Annotated in this window: 13 protein-coding genes; 11 read left to right on the top strand and 2 right to left on the bottom strand. The window is 41.7% G+C overall.

All coding sequences use genetic code 11. From position 1 onward, the window contains the following. The first annotated feature begins 75 nt into the window (after positions 1 to 75). The 5 genes from K1F36_RS00580 to K1F36_RS00560 all read left to right on the top strand — a co-directional run bounded on the left by K1F36_RS00580 (position 76) and on the right by K1F36_RS00560 (position 4245). A complete protein-coding gene (locus K1F36_RS00580) occupies positions 76 to 1026 on the top strand; it encodes an isopenicillin N synthase family dioxygenase (protein WP_220112065.1) in 951 nt (316 codons plus the stop codon). Between the two features lie 2 nt (positions 1027 to 1028). Further along, positions 1029 to 1358 (top strand): translation initiation factor, encoded by a 330-nt coding sequence (locus K1F36_RS00575; protein ID WP_220112064.1) that lies wholly within the window; start codon positions 1029 to 1031, stop codon positions 1356 to 1358. Positions 1359 to 1502: 144 nt separating this feature from the next. Then, positions 1503 to 2435 carry a DUF1835 domain-containing protein gene (locus K1F36_RS00570; protein ID WP_220112063.1) on the top strand — a complete coding sequence of 311 codons (933 nt, stop codon included), beginning with the start codon at positions 1503 to 1505 and terminating at the stop codon, positions 2433 to 2435. A gap of 3 nt (positions 2436 to 2438) precedes the next feature. Next, the gene (locus K1F36_RS00565) at positions 2439 to 3326 is read left to right on the top strand and encodes a nucleoside phosphorylase (protein WP_220112062.1); all 888 of its coding nucleotides are present in this window, start codon (positions 2439 to 2441) and stop codon (positions 3324 to 3326) included. 70 nt (positions 3327 to 3396) lie between these two features. Continuing rightward, a complete protein-coding gene (locus K1F36_RS00560; RefSeq protein ID WP_220112061.1) occupies positions 3397 to 4245 on the top strand; it encodes a substrate-binding domain-containing protein in 849 nt (282 codons plus the stop codon). Between the two features lie 101 nt (positions 4246 to 4346). Here the strand turns inward: K1F36_RS00560 and K1F36_RS00555 are convergent, their stop codons facing one another. After that, a complete protein-coding gene (locus tag K1F36_RS00555) occupies positions 4347 to 5012 on the bottom strand; it encodes a uracil-DNA glycosylase (RefSeq protein WP_220112060.1) in 666 nt (221 codons plus the stop codon). A 240-nt stretch (positions 5013 to 5252) separates the two neighbouring features. Between K1F36_RS00555 and K1F36_RS00550 the strand changes: the two genes are divergently transcribed. From K1F36_RS00550 to K1F36_RS00530, 5 genes are all read left to right on the top strand, one after another. Beyond that, positions 5253 to 7424 (top strand): endonuclease MutS2, encoded by a 2172-nt coding sequence (locus K1F36_RS00550; RefSeq protein ID WP_220112059.1) that lies wholly within the window; start codon positions 5253 to 5255, stop codon positions 7422 to 7424. A 231-nt stretch (positions 7425 to 7655) separates the two neighbouring features. Continuing rightward, positions 7656 to 8450: a DUF5677 domain-containing protein gene (locus K1F36_RS00545; protein WP_220112058.1), complete on the top strand. Its 795-nt coding sequence runs from the start codon at positions 7656 to 7658 to the stop codon at positions 8448 to 8450. Positions 8451 to 8692: 242 nt separating this feature from the next. Beyond that, positions 8693 to 10159, top strand: coding sequence for a Gfo/Idh/MocA family protein (locus tag K1F36_RS00540; RefSeq protein ID WP_220112057.1), 1467 nt, complete (start codon positions 8693 to 8695; stop codon positions 10157 to 10159). 172 nt (positions 10160 to 10331) lie between these two features. Next, the gene (locus K1F36_RS00535; RefSeq protein WP_220112056.1) at positions 10332 to 11549 is read left to right on the top strand and encodes a permease; all 1218 of its coding nucleotides are present in this window, start codon (positions 10332 to 10334) and stop codon (positions 11547 to 11549) included. 55 nt (positions 11550 to 11604) lie between these two features. After that, positions 11605 to 12060 (top strand): hypothetical protein, encoded by a 456-nt coding sequence (locus tag K1F36_RS00530; protein WP_220112055.1) that lies wholly within the window; start codon positions 11605 to 11607, stop codon positions 12058 to 12060. 243 nt (positions 12061 to 12303) lie between these two features. Here the strand turns inward: K1F36_RS00530 and K1F36_RS00525 are convergent, their stop codons facing one another. Beyond that, the gene (locus K1F36_RS00525) at positions 12304 to 13902 is read right to left on the bottom strand and encodes a thiol-activated cytolysin family protein (protein ID WP_220112054.1); all 1599 of its coding nucleotides are present in this window, start codon (positions 13900 to 13902) and stop codon (positions 12304 to 12306) included. A 313-nt stretch (positions 13903 to 14215) separates the two neighbouring features. On the opposite strand from K1F36_RS00525, the gene K1F36_RS00520 reads away from it, so the two are divergent. Continuing rightward, the gene (locus tag K1F36_RS00520) at positions 14216 to 16117 is read left to right on the top strand and encodes a tetratricopeptide repeat protein (protein ID WP_220112053.1); all 1902 of its coding nucleotides are present in this window, start codon (positions 14216 to 14218) and stop codon (positions 16115 to 16117) included. Positions 16118 to 16207: the final 90 nt, after the last annotated feature.

The raw sequence follows: 16207 nt of genomic DNA, 5'->3' as shown, positions 1-16207 counted from the left end.
CCCTTCAAAACGCTTTAAAATTCAAAAACCTTCAGCTTATTTCCTTATTTTTGGTTTTATATCAAAGATGATACTATGAGTGCGATTCCAAGTGTGGACCTGAACGACTTTGTTTCGGGCGACCCAAAACGAAAAGAAAAATTTGTCAATGAAATAGGTGCCGCTTTTGAAGATATTGGCTTTGTGGCGCTGAGCGGACATTTTTTATCCGATAAATTGGTGAACCACCTTTACAGCGAGATAAAAAAATTCTTCAACCTTCCACAAGAGGTGAAAGATAAATACGAAATTGAAGGTATTGGCGGTCAGCGTGGATATACTTCCTTTGGAAAGGAACATGCCAAAGGAAAAAAAGAAGGCGACCTGAAGGAGTTCTGGCATTTTGGGCAGTATGTGGAAGACAATCCGGAATTGGAAGCCGAATACCCCGACAATGTTACCGTGGCAGAACTTCCCGATTTTAACCGAGTGGGAAAAGAAACCTACAAAATGCTGGAAAAAACAGCAAAATATGTGTTGCGTGCATTGGCTTTGCACCTAGATCTTGAGGAGGATTATTTTGATGACTACATCAAAAATGGGAATTCCATTTTAAGGCCCATCCACTATCCGCCCATTACCGAAGAGCCAAAAAACGCGGTGAGAGCTGCCGCACACGGCGATATCAACCTGATCACATTGCTCATGGGCGCACACGGCAAGGGACTTCAAGTAAAAGACCATGAAGGCAATTGGGTGGATGCCATTGCCCAACCGGACCAGTTGATGATAAATGTGGGCGATATGCTATCGCGTTTGTCCAACAACAAATTAAAATCCACTATTCACCAAGTAGTGAACCCACCAAAAGAACTTTGGGGCACATCACGTTATTCCATTCCGTTTTTTATGCACCCAGTGAGCGATATGCCGCTGAACTGTCTGGAAAATTGTATCGACGATGAAAATCCAAAGGCATTTGAGGATATTACCGCGGGCGAATACCTGCACGAAAGACTTATTGAGCTAGGACTCGTAAAAAAATAAAGATGGACCTGCAAGACCAACTAAAGAATCTATTTCCCGACCACGAACCGGAAGACGAACCGGACAATGATAAAAACGAACCCGCATACTGGCTACAAGATGACCCCATTATCTGTAAATATGAGAAGCGGAAGGGAAAACCAGTAACCATTCTTGAGGGTTACAATGGCGCCGATAGTGATTTTAAAAAACTGACCAAAGACTTGAAAACTCTCTTGGGAGTTGGCGGCAGTTTTAAGAACGAAGCGATCATTATTCAGGGGGATTATCGCGATAAAATTATGGACTTCCTAAAGGAAAGTGGATTTTCCGTAAAGCGTGTTGGCGGATAATATAAAAATTTAACAAAAAATCGATTCAGATTTTAATTGATGTTAAAAACTTGATCTTAAGAACAATGTTTTGTGAAAAAATTTTTGTGTTCTTGCTTTAAACCTTACTTTTATTCTTCCTAACCAACGAAAACTGAGCTGAAAATGAAATCACTGTTGCACATAACCAACGGAGACAGTTTCACGTCCAGATTACAGTCCTTACAATTAAAAGGAGACGTAATTACATGGAGAGAAATGCTTTGCGAAGGCAAAACCCTCTCCACGGTGGGAAGCGAATCTTTCTGGAAAACAAGGTTCGAGTTCCTGAACAAGAATTACAAAGTCTCCAAATCTTGGTTCATAGAAAAAACCCTGAAAGAGTACAGGTCCCTTTGTAATCACAAGCAACAGGACCAGATTGTTCTGTGGTTTGAATATGACCTATTCTGCCAAATTAATATGTTGGCCGTATTGAGCTGGTTAAAGACCCATAGAAGACATGCCGAAATTTATTTGGTATGTAGTGGAAAAGTTGAAGGCTCCAACAAGTTGTATGGACTAAATGAGCTCAACGACGAAAAACTACTCGAACTATACGATAATAAAAAACTCCTTTCACAGGACGATATTGAATACGCAGATTACATTTGGCAATTGTATTGCAGTGATAATCCCATCCGCTTGGAAAATCAGATTGCCAATAACGATTTCCAATTCGAATACCTTTCTGATGCACTTAAAACCCATTTAAAGCGCTACCCTACCATTAAAAATGGTCTTAACGACCTAGAGAACCATATTTTGGAAGTGGCCAAAGAAGAAAAGCCCAATTCCAGAAATGAATTAATGGGTAAGCTATTGGCCAACCAAGGATTTTATGGTTTTGGGGACACGCAATACGACAGAATGATTTCCTCGTTAAAACCTTTGTTCAGTTCTTTTGACCCTGTCAAATTGACCAAAAAAGGATTGCATGTTTTAAAACAAGAGGCTAATTATTATTCACAAATACGTGATAATCAAATATATTTAGGGGGTTCTTTAAAGTATAACTTCTTATACAATACCGACACCGAACGAATCCTGAAATTGTAATAGATGAAAGCTTCATTGAGCAGTTCAGAGCTTATTCTGAATGCTGATGGGAGCATTTACCATCTCAACCTTCTTCCAGAGGATATTGCCGACATCATTATCACCGTAGGTGACCCTGAGCGTGTATCCGAGGTTTCAAAACATTTTGATTCCATCGAAATAAAGAAAGGAAAGCGTGAGTTTATTACTCATACAGGCATGTATGTGAATAAACGAATAACCGTCATTTCAACAGGCATCGGAACGGACAATATCGACATTGTTTTTAATGAATTGGACGCCCTCGTAAACATTGACTTTGCTTCCCGCAAGGTTAAAAAAGAAAAAAAACAGCTTAGTTTTATACGGATTGGTACATCCGGTTCCATACAAACGGATATTCCCGTTGATTCATTTTTGATGAGCAGCTCCGCAATAGGTTTTGACAACTTGCTTCATTTTTATGAGCATGGACACGTCAAGAACCATGAACTCGAATCCGCCCTTACATCTTATTTGTATTGGGCAGACCACAATATACATCCCTACGTTGTCGATTTTGACGAGTCATTAGCTAAAATTTTTGAATCAAATCGTATACGATATGGTGCAACAGTAACAAATTCAGGTTTTTATGGGCCACAAGGAAGAACGTTGAGATTAGCGCCATCCATTCAGGATTTTAACGACAAGTTGGCCCGGTTCTCTCATCAAAATACAAGGATAACAAATCTGGAAATGGAAACGGCAGGTATTTATGGCCTTGCCAAACTTCTTGGACATCGAGCGATTTCGCTCAATGCGATATTGGCTAATAGGGCCACCGGGGAGTTTTCCGAACAGGGGCATAAAACGGTTGAAGAACTCATTAAGTACACTTTAAACGCTATCGCAAATAGTGACCTTATATAATTTTAAGGCTACATTTTTTGATGGATACCGAACGGAATCATAAATTTAAGATCACAAAGAAAAGAGCACTATGAAAACGGTAAAGATAATTGGTGTCCCAGAACATTTTAACCTTCCTTGGCATTTGGCCATGGAAGACGGTGCTTTTGAAGACAGAGGCATTCAATTGGAATGGACCGATGTTCCCGAAGGAACCGGGAAAATGACACAAATGCTGCAGGATGAAGAGGCCGATATGGGCATCATTCTTACCGAGGGCATTATCAAAAGCATATCACAGGGCAATCCCAGTAAAATTGTTCAGGGATTCATTTCTTCTCCACTGCTTTGGGGCATTCATGTTGACGCAAAAAGTAACCGCAAAACTATTGCAGATTTAAAGGACGATAAAGTAGCTATCAGCCGAATGGGGAGTGGTAGCCATCTTATGGCCTATATCAATGCTCAAAACCAAGGCTGGAATACCGAAAATCTCGAATTTGAGATCATCAACAATTTGGATGGCGCCATAGAAAGTCTCACTAGCGGTTCGGATGCCTATTTTATGTGGGAACATTTCACAACCAAGCCTTTGGTGGACAACGGAACCTTTAAACGTGTTGGCGACTGCCCTACTCCGTGGCCTTGTTTTGTGATTGCTGCTACGGATGCATTTATTCAGCATAACGAAGGTTTGCTCAAACACGTTTTGGAAGTTATCAATACCTATACCTCAGAGTTCAAACAAATTCCAAGCATTGATAGAACCTTGTCTAATAGATATGAGCAAAAACTGGAGGACATAAAAGCATGGTTATCCAAAACAACTTGGGGGCAGGAACAACTTTCCTCAGCAACCGTGAACGAGGTCCAATCTAGATTGCACGACCTTAGTTTGATTGAGGAAATCAAGGAAGCTTCGCATTTTCTCTGGAAATAGCTTTTCAAAAAGAAAGATGTCAGGTCGAGCGCAATCGAGACCAATCAACTCAGTTATTATTTCACCAAAACACCTCTCGACTGCGCTCGAGGTGACACATTTTACCAATCAATAGGCTCTTTGCCCATACGGTTCAATAAATCATTTGTTTTACTAAAGTGCTGATTGCCAAACCACAGACCTCTATTGGCACTCAAGGGTGAAGGATGCCCAGAAGTAAGAATATGGTGCTTGGTTTTATCGATCAAAGATGATTTCTTCTTCGCGAATCCGCCCCAAAGCAGAAAAACCACACCTTCCAATTCGTTGGATACTGTTTGGATTACCGCATCGGTAAACTGCTCCCACCCTTTTTTCTGATGGCTTCCCGCCTGATGCGCACGAACCGTCAGCGTCGCGTTCAACAAGAGTACACCTTGGTCGGCCCAACGCTCAAGATTACCGCTTTTAGGATAAGGCCTTTCAACATCCGTTTTAATTTCCTTAAAAATATTGACCAAGGATGGTGGGTGTGGAATCCCATCTTTTACGGAAAAGCACAATCCGTTGGCCTGATTCGGGCCGTGATAAGGGTCTTGTCCAATAATCACCACTTTGGTCTCTTGAAAAGGGCAATGGTCAAACGCCGAAAAAATATCCGCTCCTTTGGGGTAACAGGTATGCTGTTGATATTCCTGCTTCACAAAAGCGGCCAATTGTTGGAAATAGGGTTTTTCAAATTCATTGTTCAACTGTGCTTTCCAGCTTGGCTCAATGGTTACTTCCATGCGTCGATTTTACTTCTTTTTGGTCAGTTTGTAGATTAAATACCCGATGCCCACAATAAAATGAAGCAGAACAATCCCTGCGATTATGTAGATTATGGTATTGTCGTTCCTCATTTTAACTCAATTGTATGGTATTCATCAAACATGAATCAAAAGTAAACAAAGTGGAGTGTTTTTACTAAACGGGTGGCACTCAAAAGACACTTCAAAATCCTATATTTGCCTTGCTATTTGAGAAAGATGCGAAACATTCACCCCAAAACACTTCAAGACCTAGAGTTTCCAACCGTATTGACGCAGATTGCTGCTCGATGCAATACGGAGCTGGGAAAGGAAAAGGCATTGTCCATTGAACCATACCGCCACAAAGATGAGTTGATGGATGTTTTGGGACAGACTTCGGAATATTTGGCTTCGTTTTCCAACGATAACCGTATTCCCAATCACGGTTTCGACCACATCAATAGTGAACTGGGACTGCTCAAAATTGACAACAGCACTTTGGAAATTAGCGGTTTTCGCAAAATTGGCGGCATTTGTAAGACTGTTGCCATTCACCATAAATTCTTCAAAAAGTTTAAGGAGTATTATCCCTTACTTTTTAATAAAGTGGATGCTTTGGAGCTACATCCTGAAATTCCCGATGCCATTGATGATGTTATCGATAAGTTTGGGGAAATCAAGGATTCCGCGTCGGATGAACTTCGGTACATCAGGAGTCAAATCAATGAGGTGCGCAGCAAGATAAACCAGAGCTTTAGTGCTGCATTGGGGCGTTATCAATCGTCCGATTTTTTGGATGAAATCCGCGAATCCGTGGTTGAAAACCGTCGGGTTTTGGCCGTTAAGGCCATGCATCGTAAGAAAGTGAAGGGTACCGTGATGGGCACTTCCAAGACTGGAAGTATCGTATACATTGTGCCAGAAGCTACGCTGGCCTACACCAGGGAGTTGAGCAATCTGGAATTTGACGAGAAAGAAGAGGTACAACGTATCCTAAACAAGTTGACGGACAAAATCCGCCCTTACCTGGAATTGCTAAAAGACTATCAATCCTATCTTTCAGAAACCGATATTACGGCAGCAAAAGCACGCTATGCCAACGATATGAACGGCATATTGCCAGAAATCAATGATGAGCGTGAGATGTTTCTCCGAGATGCCTTTCACCCCCTGCTCTATTTATCCAACAAGCGAAAGAACGAAAAGACGTGGCCACAGACCATAAAACTGCATAAGGAAAACCGGATAATTGTGATTTCGGGACCCAATGCAGGGGGTAAAAGTATTACCCTAAAAACAATTGGACTGCTTCAAGTGATGCTTCAAAGTGGTTTGTTGATTCCCGTGCACGAGCGTAGTTCCGTTTGCTTTTTTGATAAGATTTTGACGGATATTGGGGACAATCAATCCATTGAAAATCATTTAAGTACGTATAGTTATCGGTTAAAGAACATGAACCACTTCCTTAAAAAGTGCAACGACAAAACATTGTTCTTAATTGATGAGTTTGGAACGGGAAGTGACCCCGAATTGGGCGGCGCCCTGGCCGAAGCTTTCTTGGAAGTGTTCTACGAGCGTGAGGCTTATGGAGTCATCACAACGCACTATGCCAATTTAAAGGCGCTGGCCAACGAATTGCCACATGCCACCAACGCGAACATGCTGTTCAATTCCAAAACGCTGGAACCTACCTTTCAATTGGTTTTGGGGGAAGCGGGAAGTTCCTTTACGTTTGAGGTCGCCCAAAAGAACGGCATCCCCTACTCCTTGATCAATAAGGCCAAGAAAAAGATTGAACGTGGAAAGGTCCGTTTTGACGCCACGATTGCCAAGCTGCAAAAAGAGCGCAGCAAAATGGTGGAGACCGGCTCCAAACTTAAAGAAGAAGAAAATAAGGCCCGTGAGGAAAATGAACGTTTGGAACAACTGAATTCCAAGATCAAATCCAAACTGGAGAGCTACCAAGAGATGTACGACCACAACCAGCGTATGATTCAATTGGGCAACAAGGTGAATACCGCTGCGGAAAAATACTTCATGGACAAGAAAAAGCGTCCTTTGATCTCCGAGATGCTCCGTATTGTGGAAACCGAGAACAGCAAGCGCAAAAAGACCACCGCCAAAAAGGCCAAGGCCAAACAGGAAGAAAAGAAACAAGTGGCCCAAGAGCTGGAGCAGAAAATCAAGAAGGTACGGGTCGAGAAAAAAATCCAAAAGAAAAAGGAAATCCAGGCCGAAAAGAACAAACCCAGGCCTGTTTTTAAGATTGGTGACCGTGTCCGTTTGATGGATGGTAAGGCCGTGGGCAGCATCGATACGCTGGAAAAAGGCAAAGCGGTGGTCAACTACGGGATGTTCACCACCAATGTGAGTGTGGACCAGTTGGAATTGGTGGAGGCAAAAAAGTAATCCGATTGTCATTTCGAAATAAGGAGGGCACCGACGATTGAGAAATCTCTTTGCAATCTTCAGATTTCTCACATTCGTTCGAAATGACACGCTGCCATCATTTTTAGTGTTGACAACTCCTCATAAGTCAACCACTTAACCTATTGTTTGTCAGGGTTTTTTCAGCGAACTTCGTTATCGGTTGATATAAATCATTGAAACGAAGCATCTTTATAACATTAGCGTTGATTTATGACAAAAGACAAATTTCAAAAAGAAGAATTAGATAAAATTGTCGTTTCCTTTATCAAACTGACAAAATTTGTAATTCTAGTTTTTGAAAATAATACATCTGGAACTAAGGAAAATATTAGAAGAAATTTTATAGCAAAGTCTAATTCTTTATTAAATAGTATTTCAATACTTATCTCCGCAAATCAAGAAGGCGAAGCAATGGCATTATATAGAATGTTGATTGAAAGATATTTTTATTTAGAATATTTAGAAAAGAAGGACAAATATCAAGAATTTAAAGATTGGTCATATATCAAGACATACGAGTCTAGAAATAACGCTAGAAGTAATTCAGAATTCAATGATTCTACCACGAAGAAATATCTAAAAGATAGCCCTGAACAAGTAAAAAAATATCAAAAACTAAAATTGGAAAAAATTGATTGGGTTGAACCAAAATTAGAAGATTTCGCTAAAGAATTAAATTTAACATTCTTATATAAGTTGGGATATGATTTGGGCTCTTCCTTTATTCATCCAAGAGCAGATGAAGGTTATTGGGATGCGTTAAGGTTAGTAAGCAAAAATCCAACACCAGAATTTAGAAAATTAAATATCTTGAAAAATTCAATATTAATAGCCAATTCAATATTGATGTATTCTTGTAATTATTCAGAACATAATTTTGGAAAATATTTGAATTTATATTGCAATGTAATTTTTGGATTCTTGAATGAAGGACAAAATCTTCCTAACCTTGAAGATATTGAGAAAATATTTTTTGCAAGTCAAATGAAAGATTTAGAAGCATAAACTACAGCTAACAGTGCTTAAGGGAGCCAATATGCGATTTTCAGAGGAAAATAATAATTTATAACTCCGAACAACAAAACAACAAGTTGACCACTCCACGTGCTAAATTCCGCACACTTTTGTTAATCACGGCCAATAACGCCATCCCCATTTTACACATATCACAAAATCCCTCCGAGCGTTCAGTTCATTTTTTCCTATCTTGTTTAGCAATTAGAAACTAAACATCGTATAACGAAAAAATGAAAAAAACAACCAATTCCCAAAGCAGAAGAAATTTTGTGAAAAACACCGCGCTGGCGTCCAGCATTTTTATTGTGCCCCGGCATGTGCTGGGCGGTCCGGGCTTTTTGGCCCCCAGCGACCGTTTGAACATCGCTGCCATTGGTGCAGGTGGCAAAGGAGCCAGCGATATTGCCAACGCCTCCGTAAATGGGCGTGAAAATGTAGTGGCCCTTTGTGATGTCGATTTTTCCGGATCGGCCAAGAGGTCGGTAGAGCGTTTTCCCAAGGCAAAGCTCTTTAGCGATTATCGTGAAATGCTCGATACCATGAAGGATATCGATGCGGTTACCATCAGTACGCCCGACCACGTTCACGGTCCGGCTGCAGCTTATGCCATGCAGCGCGGCAAGCACGTGTATGTACAAAAACCGATGACGCACAACATCCGCGAGGCACGTATGCTCACCCAAATGGCCCGTGATAAAAAAATAGTGACCCAAATGGGGAACCAAGGAGCGTCCAACCCGTTATTGGGCATGGTGCAAAAATGGGTGGATTCCGGAGCACTGGGCAGAATCACAAAAGTTGAAATTTGGACCAACCGTCCTGTTTGGCCACAAGGTAATGCCATGCCAGAACCGGACCCCTCCAGCAAACCGAACGATTTGAACTGGGACCTATGGTTAGGCCCAGCACCCATGAAACCGTATACGCCAAACCTGCATCCGTTCAACTGGAGAGGTTGGTGGGACTACGGAACAGGGGCTTTGGGCGATGTAGGATGCCACTTGATCGACATTCCTTACCGAACCCTGAAACTTAAATATCCAACAGCGGCCGAATGTAGCGTAGGAACCGTATTCTCCCAAATGTGGAACCCTGATTACCATCCAGAAGGTTGTCCACCATCATCATTTATTACACTGAACTACGAAGCTACCGACAAGACCGGGGCTCCGTTGACCATGACTTGGAGCGATGGCGGAATTCGACCTTCGCACCCAGAGATTATACCTGCGGATAGCGATATCGGAGGGCCAGGAAGTCAAAACGGGGTGTTGATCCATGGAGAGCATGGGGTAATTTCTACGAACATCAACGATAGTTCGCCACTGACTCCAAAATTGTACATGAGCAATGGTGTTACCGAATTTGGACCAGAGGTAGAGGAAATGCCAGAGCCTGAATACGGTCACCAACGTAAATGGGTGGATGCCTGTAAAGCCGGGTTCGGAAGTACCGAACACCTAGACCTTACGTCTTCCTTTGACTATGCCGGACCTATGACGGAAACCGTACTCATGGGCAACTTGGCGATACGCAGTTATATGTTGCGCAAGGAAAATGCCGAGGGCAATATGGAATTTTATGGCCGTAAAAAATTGCTTTGGGACGGCGACAACATGGAAATCACCAATTTTGATGATGCCAACCAGTTTGTTACCCGTACCTACCGTGAAGGCTGGGAAATGCTAGATGTATAAACCAAATACACAATTAGCAAAAAGGCCGCCAACACGCGGCCTTTTTTAGTTTATCACCCCAAAGGTCAAGTCATCCAGAAAGTTGAATAATAGATTATTTTGAATTGGCCCAAAAATCCCTGAACTTATAGGAGCTCACTTTTTATAGTTAAAACATCAAATAGCTTGTTACATGAATCAGTTTTTGAATGAATGGGGCGAAGCAGCTTACACTTCTTTAGGCTTTTTTTGGATGGCATTATGGGCATTTGCATTGGGTTATTTAATAAGCTCCATGATCCAAGTCTTTGTCACAGAAAAAAGAATGCAGAACATGATGGGCGACAAAGGAAGGAAAAGCGTACTGCTGGGAACCTTTTTTGGGTTTATCAGCAGTTCTTGTAGTTTTTCTGCGCTCGCCACCTCCAAATCATTGTTTAAAAAGGGAGCAAGCTTTGTTTCTTCCATTGCGTTTTTACTGGCATCCACCAATTTGGTCATCGAACTGGGAATTATCATATCCATCTTTTTGGGGTGGCAGTTCGTAGTCGGTGAATATGTCGGCGGGATATTGTTGATCTTGTGCAGTTGGCTCCTGATACGCATCATCAATCCAAAAAAAATGATCGAGAACGCGCGAAAACGACTCGATGAATCCAGTGAAGACCATGCGGATAAAAAATCCTTGTCTGAAAAAATCAAATCACATGAAAATTGGGCCAAAGTGGGCAAACAATATGGCATGGAGTGGAAAATGGTCTGGAAAGATGTCACCGTAGGTTTCACCATCGCAGGAATTGTTGCCGCTTTTGTTCCCGATTCCTTTTTTCAAACACTTTTTATCAATACAGGCCAGGGTCAACAATCCTTTGGTTTTTTCACACTATTGGAACATGTAATCGTTGGTCCCGTTGCTGCGTTTTTAACGTTTATCGGGTCCATGGGAAATATCCCGCTCGCCGCGCTGCTGTATGGCAAAGGGGTTAGTTTTGCAGGTGTCATGGCCTTTATTTTTAGCGATTTGGTCGTTTTTCCTGTATTGCGTATCAATGCAAAATATTACGGATGGAAAATGTCGCTCTTTATCCTGTTCCTACTGTTTACGTCCTTGATTGCCGCGTCCCTGATACTACACTATGGCTTTGATATTTTCAATTTGATTCCACAAGGCAAGGATAAAAGTATTACGGATCAACAACACTTTGCTATTGATTATACTTTTTTCTTGAATTTGGCCTTTGTGGTGCTGTCTGGATTGATGGTCTACTTTGGCTTCTTTAAATGGAAAAGTGTGAAACACCATAAGGAAATGGCGCCAAAAAGTCCGTTGATGGAAAAAACATTGAAATGGATAGCGATGGTTTGCTATGTATGGTTGGCCGTTGGGATTGTTTTGAAGTTTACCGTTTAATGTCGGAAAGAAACCATCTTCTTATCTTTATCAACCAAAGACAAAATTCAACCTCATGAAACCAACCCGACCTATCATCTTATTTGCTCTGATGCTGATTTTATCTTCTTGCGCATTAAAGCCAATTTCCAGTGAACACGCCCTATTGAGAATGGAGAAAGAGGATATTTCTTCGGAAAGCTTGGGCAAAGGAAAAGTTTTGATTTACAATGATGCAAATATTCTTCACACGGGTGACAACACCGCTAGACTCAACATCGTACTAGATGATAAAAATCTAGGGCAATTAAAAGCCAAGGACTTTGTCATCGTAAAACTCGAAAATGGCAATCATGTTTTTAATATCAGGCATCTTGACGTGGTAAATATGCGGAGTACTCATAAAGTTGTTATAACAGACACGGTAAAAATAATAAGGGTGAAACCTACGATCACTTCAAACAAACTTGAAATAACCAACGAATTTCCAAATAATTGGGATAAGTATGGTTTTATGTCAACCAACAACTAATACGAACAGTTCCAAAACCAAAATGGATTCCGCACCTGGTGCTCAATGAGAAAAAGCAATGTTAGGGTCATTTAGATAAGGAGAACGAAACGATGATTGAGAAATCTAGACTTCTCACACTCCCTCCTGTCGGTTCTAAATGACAAAAAAGACCTGCCTCATGGATTCCCGCCTTCGCGGGAATAAAAAACAGCCGGCATCAAATGGTTGAACCCCACTTGAGCGGCCGACTGTCAGCACTATTTAATTACAGCTAATTGGTGATAGTGTAATCTGAAGAATAAAATTATTGGTGACTTCAAAACATTTTTGACTGCTCAGATATCCGTAAGACCGTGGACTGCCCAATGCTCTCCAAACAAAAGCATCCTGAAACTGGAATTCCACTTCCACATCGTGCGCTCCGTCAGGTGGGCTTTTTACGGAACGTTGTCCATTGTTTACCGTATGGTAGCCGCCAATAACCGTATTGTTTGTACCAGCGGTCTTATAAACAAACCTGTAACGAACATCAAAAATTGAATTGTTGTCTACATCGACACTGGCATGGTCATACCTAAATGTTTGGCAACTTTCCACCCGATAATCTGTGGTGTACCCCATTTTGGCCAACGTATTGTCCTTTAAGTATCGGATAGTATAGGCAATGGGCACTCCTGGATTTTCTCTACTATACACTGCATTCTCTCCTGTAATTACACTGTTCAAGGAACCATAGCCCGATTCAATATCCGCTAAATTGATGGCTTCGGAGGCTGCTTCCGCATTTCCGCCAATGGTAACCACTGTTATGTTGGACGTTTTCAAGATTTCATCGTAGTCAGAGTTCACCGTTCCTACACCGCTCACACCACCGGCATATTCCAACACTGCATCCAACTCAATGGACGTATTGGTATTGGTAGTTTCCATACGCACCATAATGATACGCCCGTACGAAACGGAACTTACATAGGCTGGAGGCGTATCGGAATCCATGGCAGAAGCAACATCGGCTTGGGTTACCGAGTTGTCAAAAACACTGCCCGGAGAGCTTGGGGTGTCCATAGTTACAGTATAGAAAACTTGTTTAAACACTACCCCGGCGTATCGCTTCTCCGTTGAGCTTTCATAATCAAATTGGGAAGCCAATGATCCCGTGGCCCATTCCACATTCAGGCCAACATCCAAACTAAATTGTTTGGAAGAGTATGAAGTAGATGCTTGATAGGAAGAATTGGAAGCGTTCACATAACCCTCTTGGTACGCATTGGCGTTCCACCACTCCAAGGCATCATCAATACTTGACTGTACCGATGAGTTTGTGGGATTATCCACCACAATATTCCCTTGTGATCCAATACCGGGTAGATCCAGCCGTAGAGTAACTGGTGCCCGACCTAATGTCAAAGGATCTGGAGCGCCATCCAACATGCCTTGGTTTCCAACGACCAAAGCTCCAGGGAATACAATGCCATTGGTCGGACGCAAAATGGCCACATCATCAAAATTGGACTCCAAATTGTAGTCCTGTGTCCTACATTCAAAGCTCTCTCCCAAGGTAGGCCCCGTGTTTGTTGTATTATCATTGGTTACGGTACGTTCCGTGGCACCTCCTCCCGTATCCTGAACATTCAAAAGTTCATCGGAACTATACGATAGATTTTCAACGTATGCATTGATGGCCTCGAGGTCATCATTTTCCTCACCGCCATTTTCACCACCGTTTTCGCCGCCGTTTTCACCCCCATTGTCAATAGGAGGGTCTGTACCTTCATCCTTGCTGCACGAAACAGCAATGCATAATGCCATGGACCATATCAACAGTGTCCATAAGCTGATTTTTTTAAGAATTGATTTCATAACTATTTGGTTTTATGGGTTCAACGCTGTCGAAATTAGACCTCAAACCGCCACCAACCTATTTATGGACATGGACAAAGTATGGACAACCAAGGAAACAAAGTGAGTTGGAGAGCATGGACAGTAATAGTACCGAAGATTTTCAAATAGAATACAATCAATTGATTTTTAAGCAATTAATTGTATTTCATATTTGTACGATTTATTCTATACCATGGACAATGAATGGACAAAATGGTCCTGACACTGCAATTGGACAGTTACAGCGCTCTGGATTATTTACTACTTTAGAAAGTATAAAAGCCATAACCTCGTGAAACACAGTATCATTATTTTAAGTTTATTTTCCTGTTTTTGCCTATCCATCAACGCACAAGGCCGGGAAAAAGAATTGGATAGTTTGATCAATCATGCCGAGCAACTTCCAGAAAGCATTGAAAAAGCCCAAGTACTTTCCAGGATACACGAAAGGATGATGTTCTCGGACCCTGATCTGGCCCGGGACTATGCCCAACAAGCATTTGACCTTTCAAAAAAACTGGACTACAAAAAAGGGGTTGGCAACGGGTATCTTCAATTCGGAAATTATTTTTCCAACCGTACAGAGAATGACTCTGCTACTTATTATTATAATCTCGCTTTGACCAAGTTCAAGGAAATAGAGTCCATCAGAGGGCAAATTTTCGCCAACCATTCCTTGGCCGGAATTGAACGAGAAAAAGGAAACTACGATAAGGCCATTGAAATTACCCAAAGAAACATTGGTCTATATAATGATAAGAACCGGGATACTACAGATTTAAAGGAATTCAACTTGATCGGAGCAGAATATGAGGTTTTGGGGAGTGTCTACATGGACAAGGGCAATTATACCTTGGCACTAAATGAAACCTTGAATGCGCTACGTTTTTTTGAAGAGGTGGGAGACCAGGTACGAAAGGGCGATGCCCTATTGCAATTAGGACAGATTGAATACAAACTTGGAAATTTTGACGCATCCCTTACCTATGAAGAGGAGGCATTTGCCATTTATCGGGATGAAGGCGATAAGGTTTACCAATCCTACGCGGCAAACTATTCCGGGCTGGCCGCAGAAGCGCTCGGAAATATGCAAAAAGCAGAGGAATACCAAAGAACTTCCATGGCCTTGGCAAAAGAAATGGGCGTAAAATCTGCACTGTCCACTGCCTTGCGGGATTTGGGTCGGATCTATGCTAAAAAAGGACAGTTAAATGATGCGAGGGCATTGCTCAAAGCGTCGTATCAGGAGGCTGAGGGCACTGGAATAAAATTGGACATGGCCTCCACACTCAAAGAGTTGGCAAAAGTTGATTATAAAGCCAAAGAGTTTACTGAAGCGCTTAATAAAATGAACCGCGTAATTGAGATGGCCGAAGGTATTGGTGCGGCATCCATTCTAGGAGAATCTTACAAGGAACGTAGCGAGATCAATGAAAGCTTGGGCAAATACACCAATGCCATGACGGACCTAAAAACGTACCAAATTATCAACGATAGTATTTTCAACAGTAAAAAGTCCCAACAAATCGAAGAACTAAAAACCATTTATGAAACCGAGAAAAAAGAAGCTGAAATTGCCCTGCAAGAAGAGGAAATCAACACCTTGAACGCAAAAGCCAAAGTGGACAAACTCACCAAAGGACTTTATGCCGGGGGCATGGCCTCTGCCCTGGCCCTCTCCGGATTATTGGTATTCGGTTACCGACAAAGAATAAAGAAAAATAAAGTTGAACGCGAGAAGCAAGAGGAGATATACAAGCAGGAAATAGCCCACAAGAAAAAGGAACTCACCAGTCAGACCCTGCATTTAGTGCAAAAGAACACCTTTATCCAAGAGTTGATGGAGAACTTGGAGAACATTAAAAATTCCCCGGAAAAGTTTAAAATGGAGTTTAGGCGTATGGTAATGCTGCTCAAAAAAGAAAATGCCTCCGATAAGGATTGGGAAGTCTTCAAAACGTACTTTTCCGAGGTCCATAACGACTTTGACCAAAAACTCAAAACAATTTACCCCGACATCTCCGAAAAGGAAATCCGCTTGGCCGCCTTCCTGCGCATGAACCTGACTACTAAGGAAATAGCAGCAACTTTAAATGTACTTCCGGATAGCATCCTCAAGTCCAAGTACAGATTAAAAAAGAAGTTGGGATTGGAAAAGGATACCGATTTGTCCACTTTCCTAAATACGTTATAAAGTCATTTGTTCATTCTAGTTGTTGCTATCTAAAAGTACCTGCAAAACCATTGCACTGAGCTTTTGTTTTTCAAAGATATTTCAACGAAC

This window comes from Flagellimonas abyssi (assembly GCF_019457905.1).
GTDB lineage: Bacteria > Bacteroidota > Bacteroidia > Flavobacteriales > Flavobacteriaceae > Flagellimonas > Flagellimonas abyssi.
Note: the sequence above shows the minus strand (reverse complement) of the source record. Positions and strands in the feature narration are given on the sequence as shown.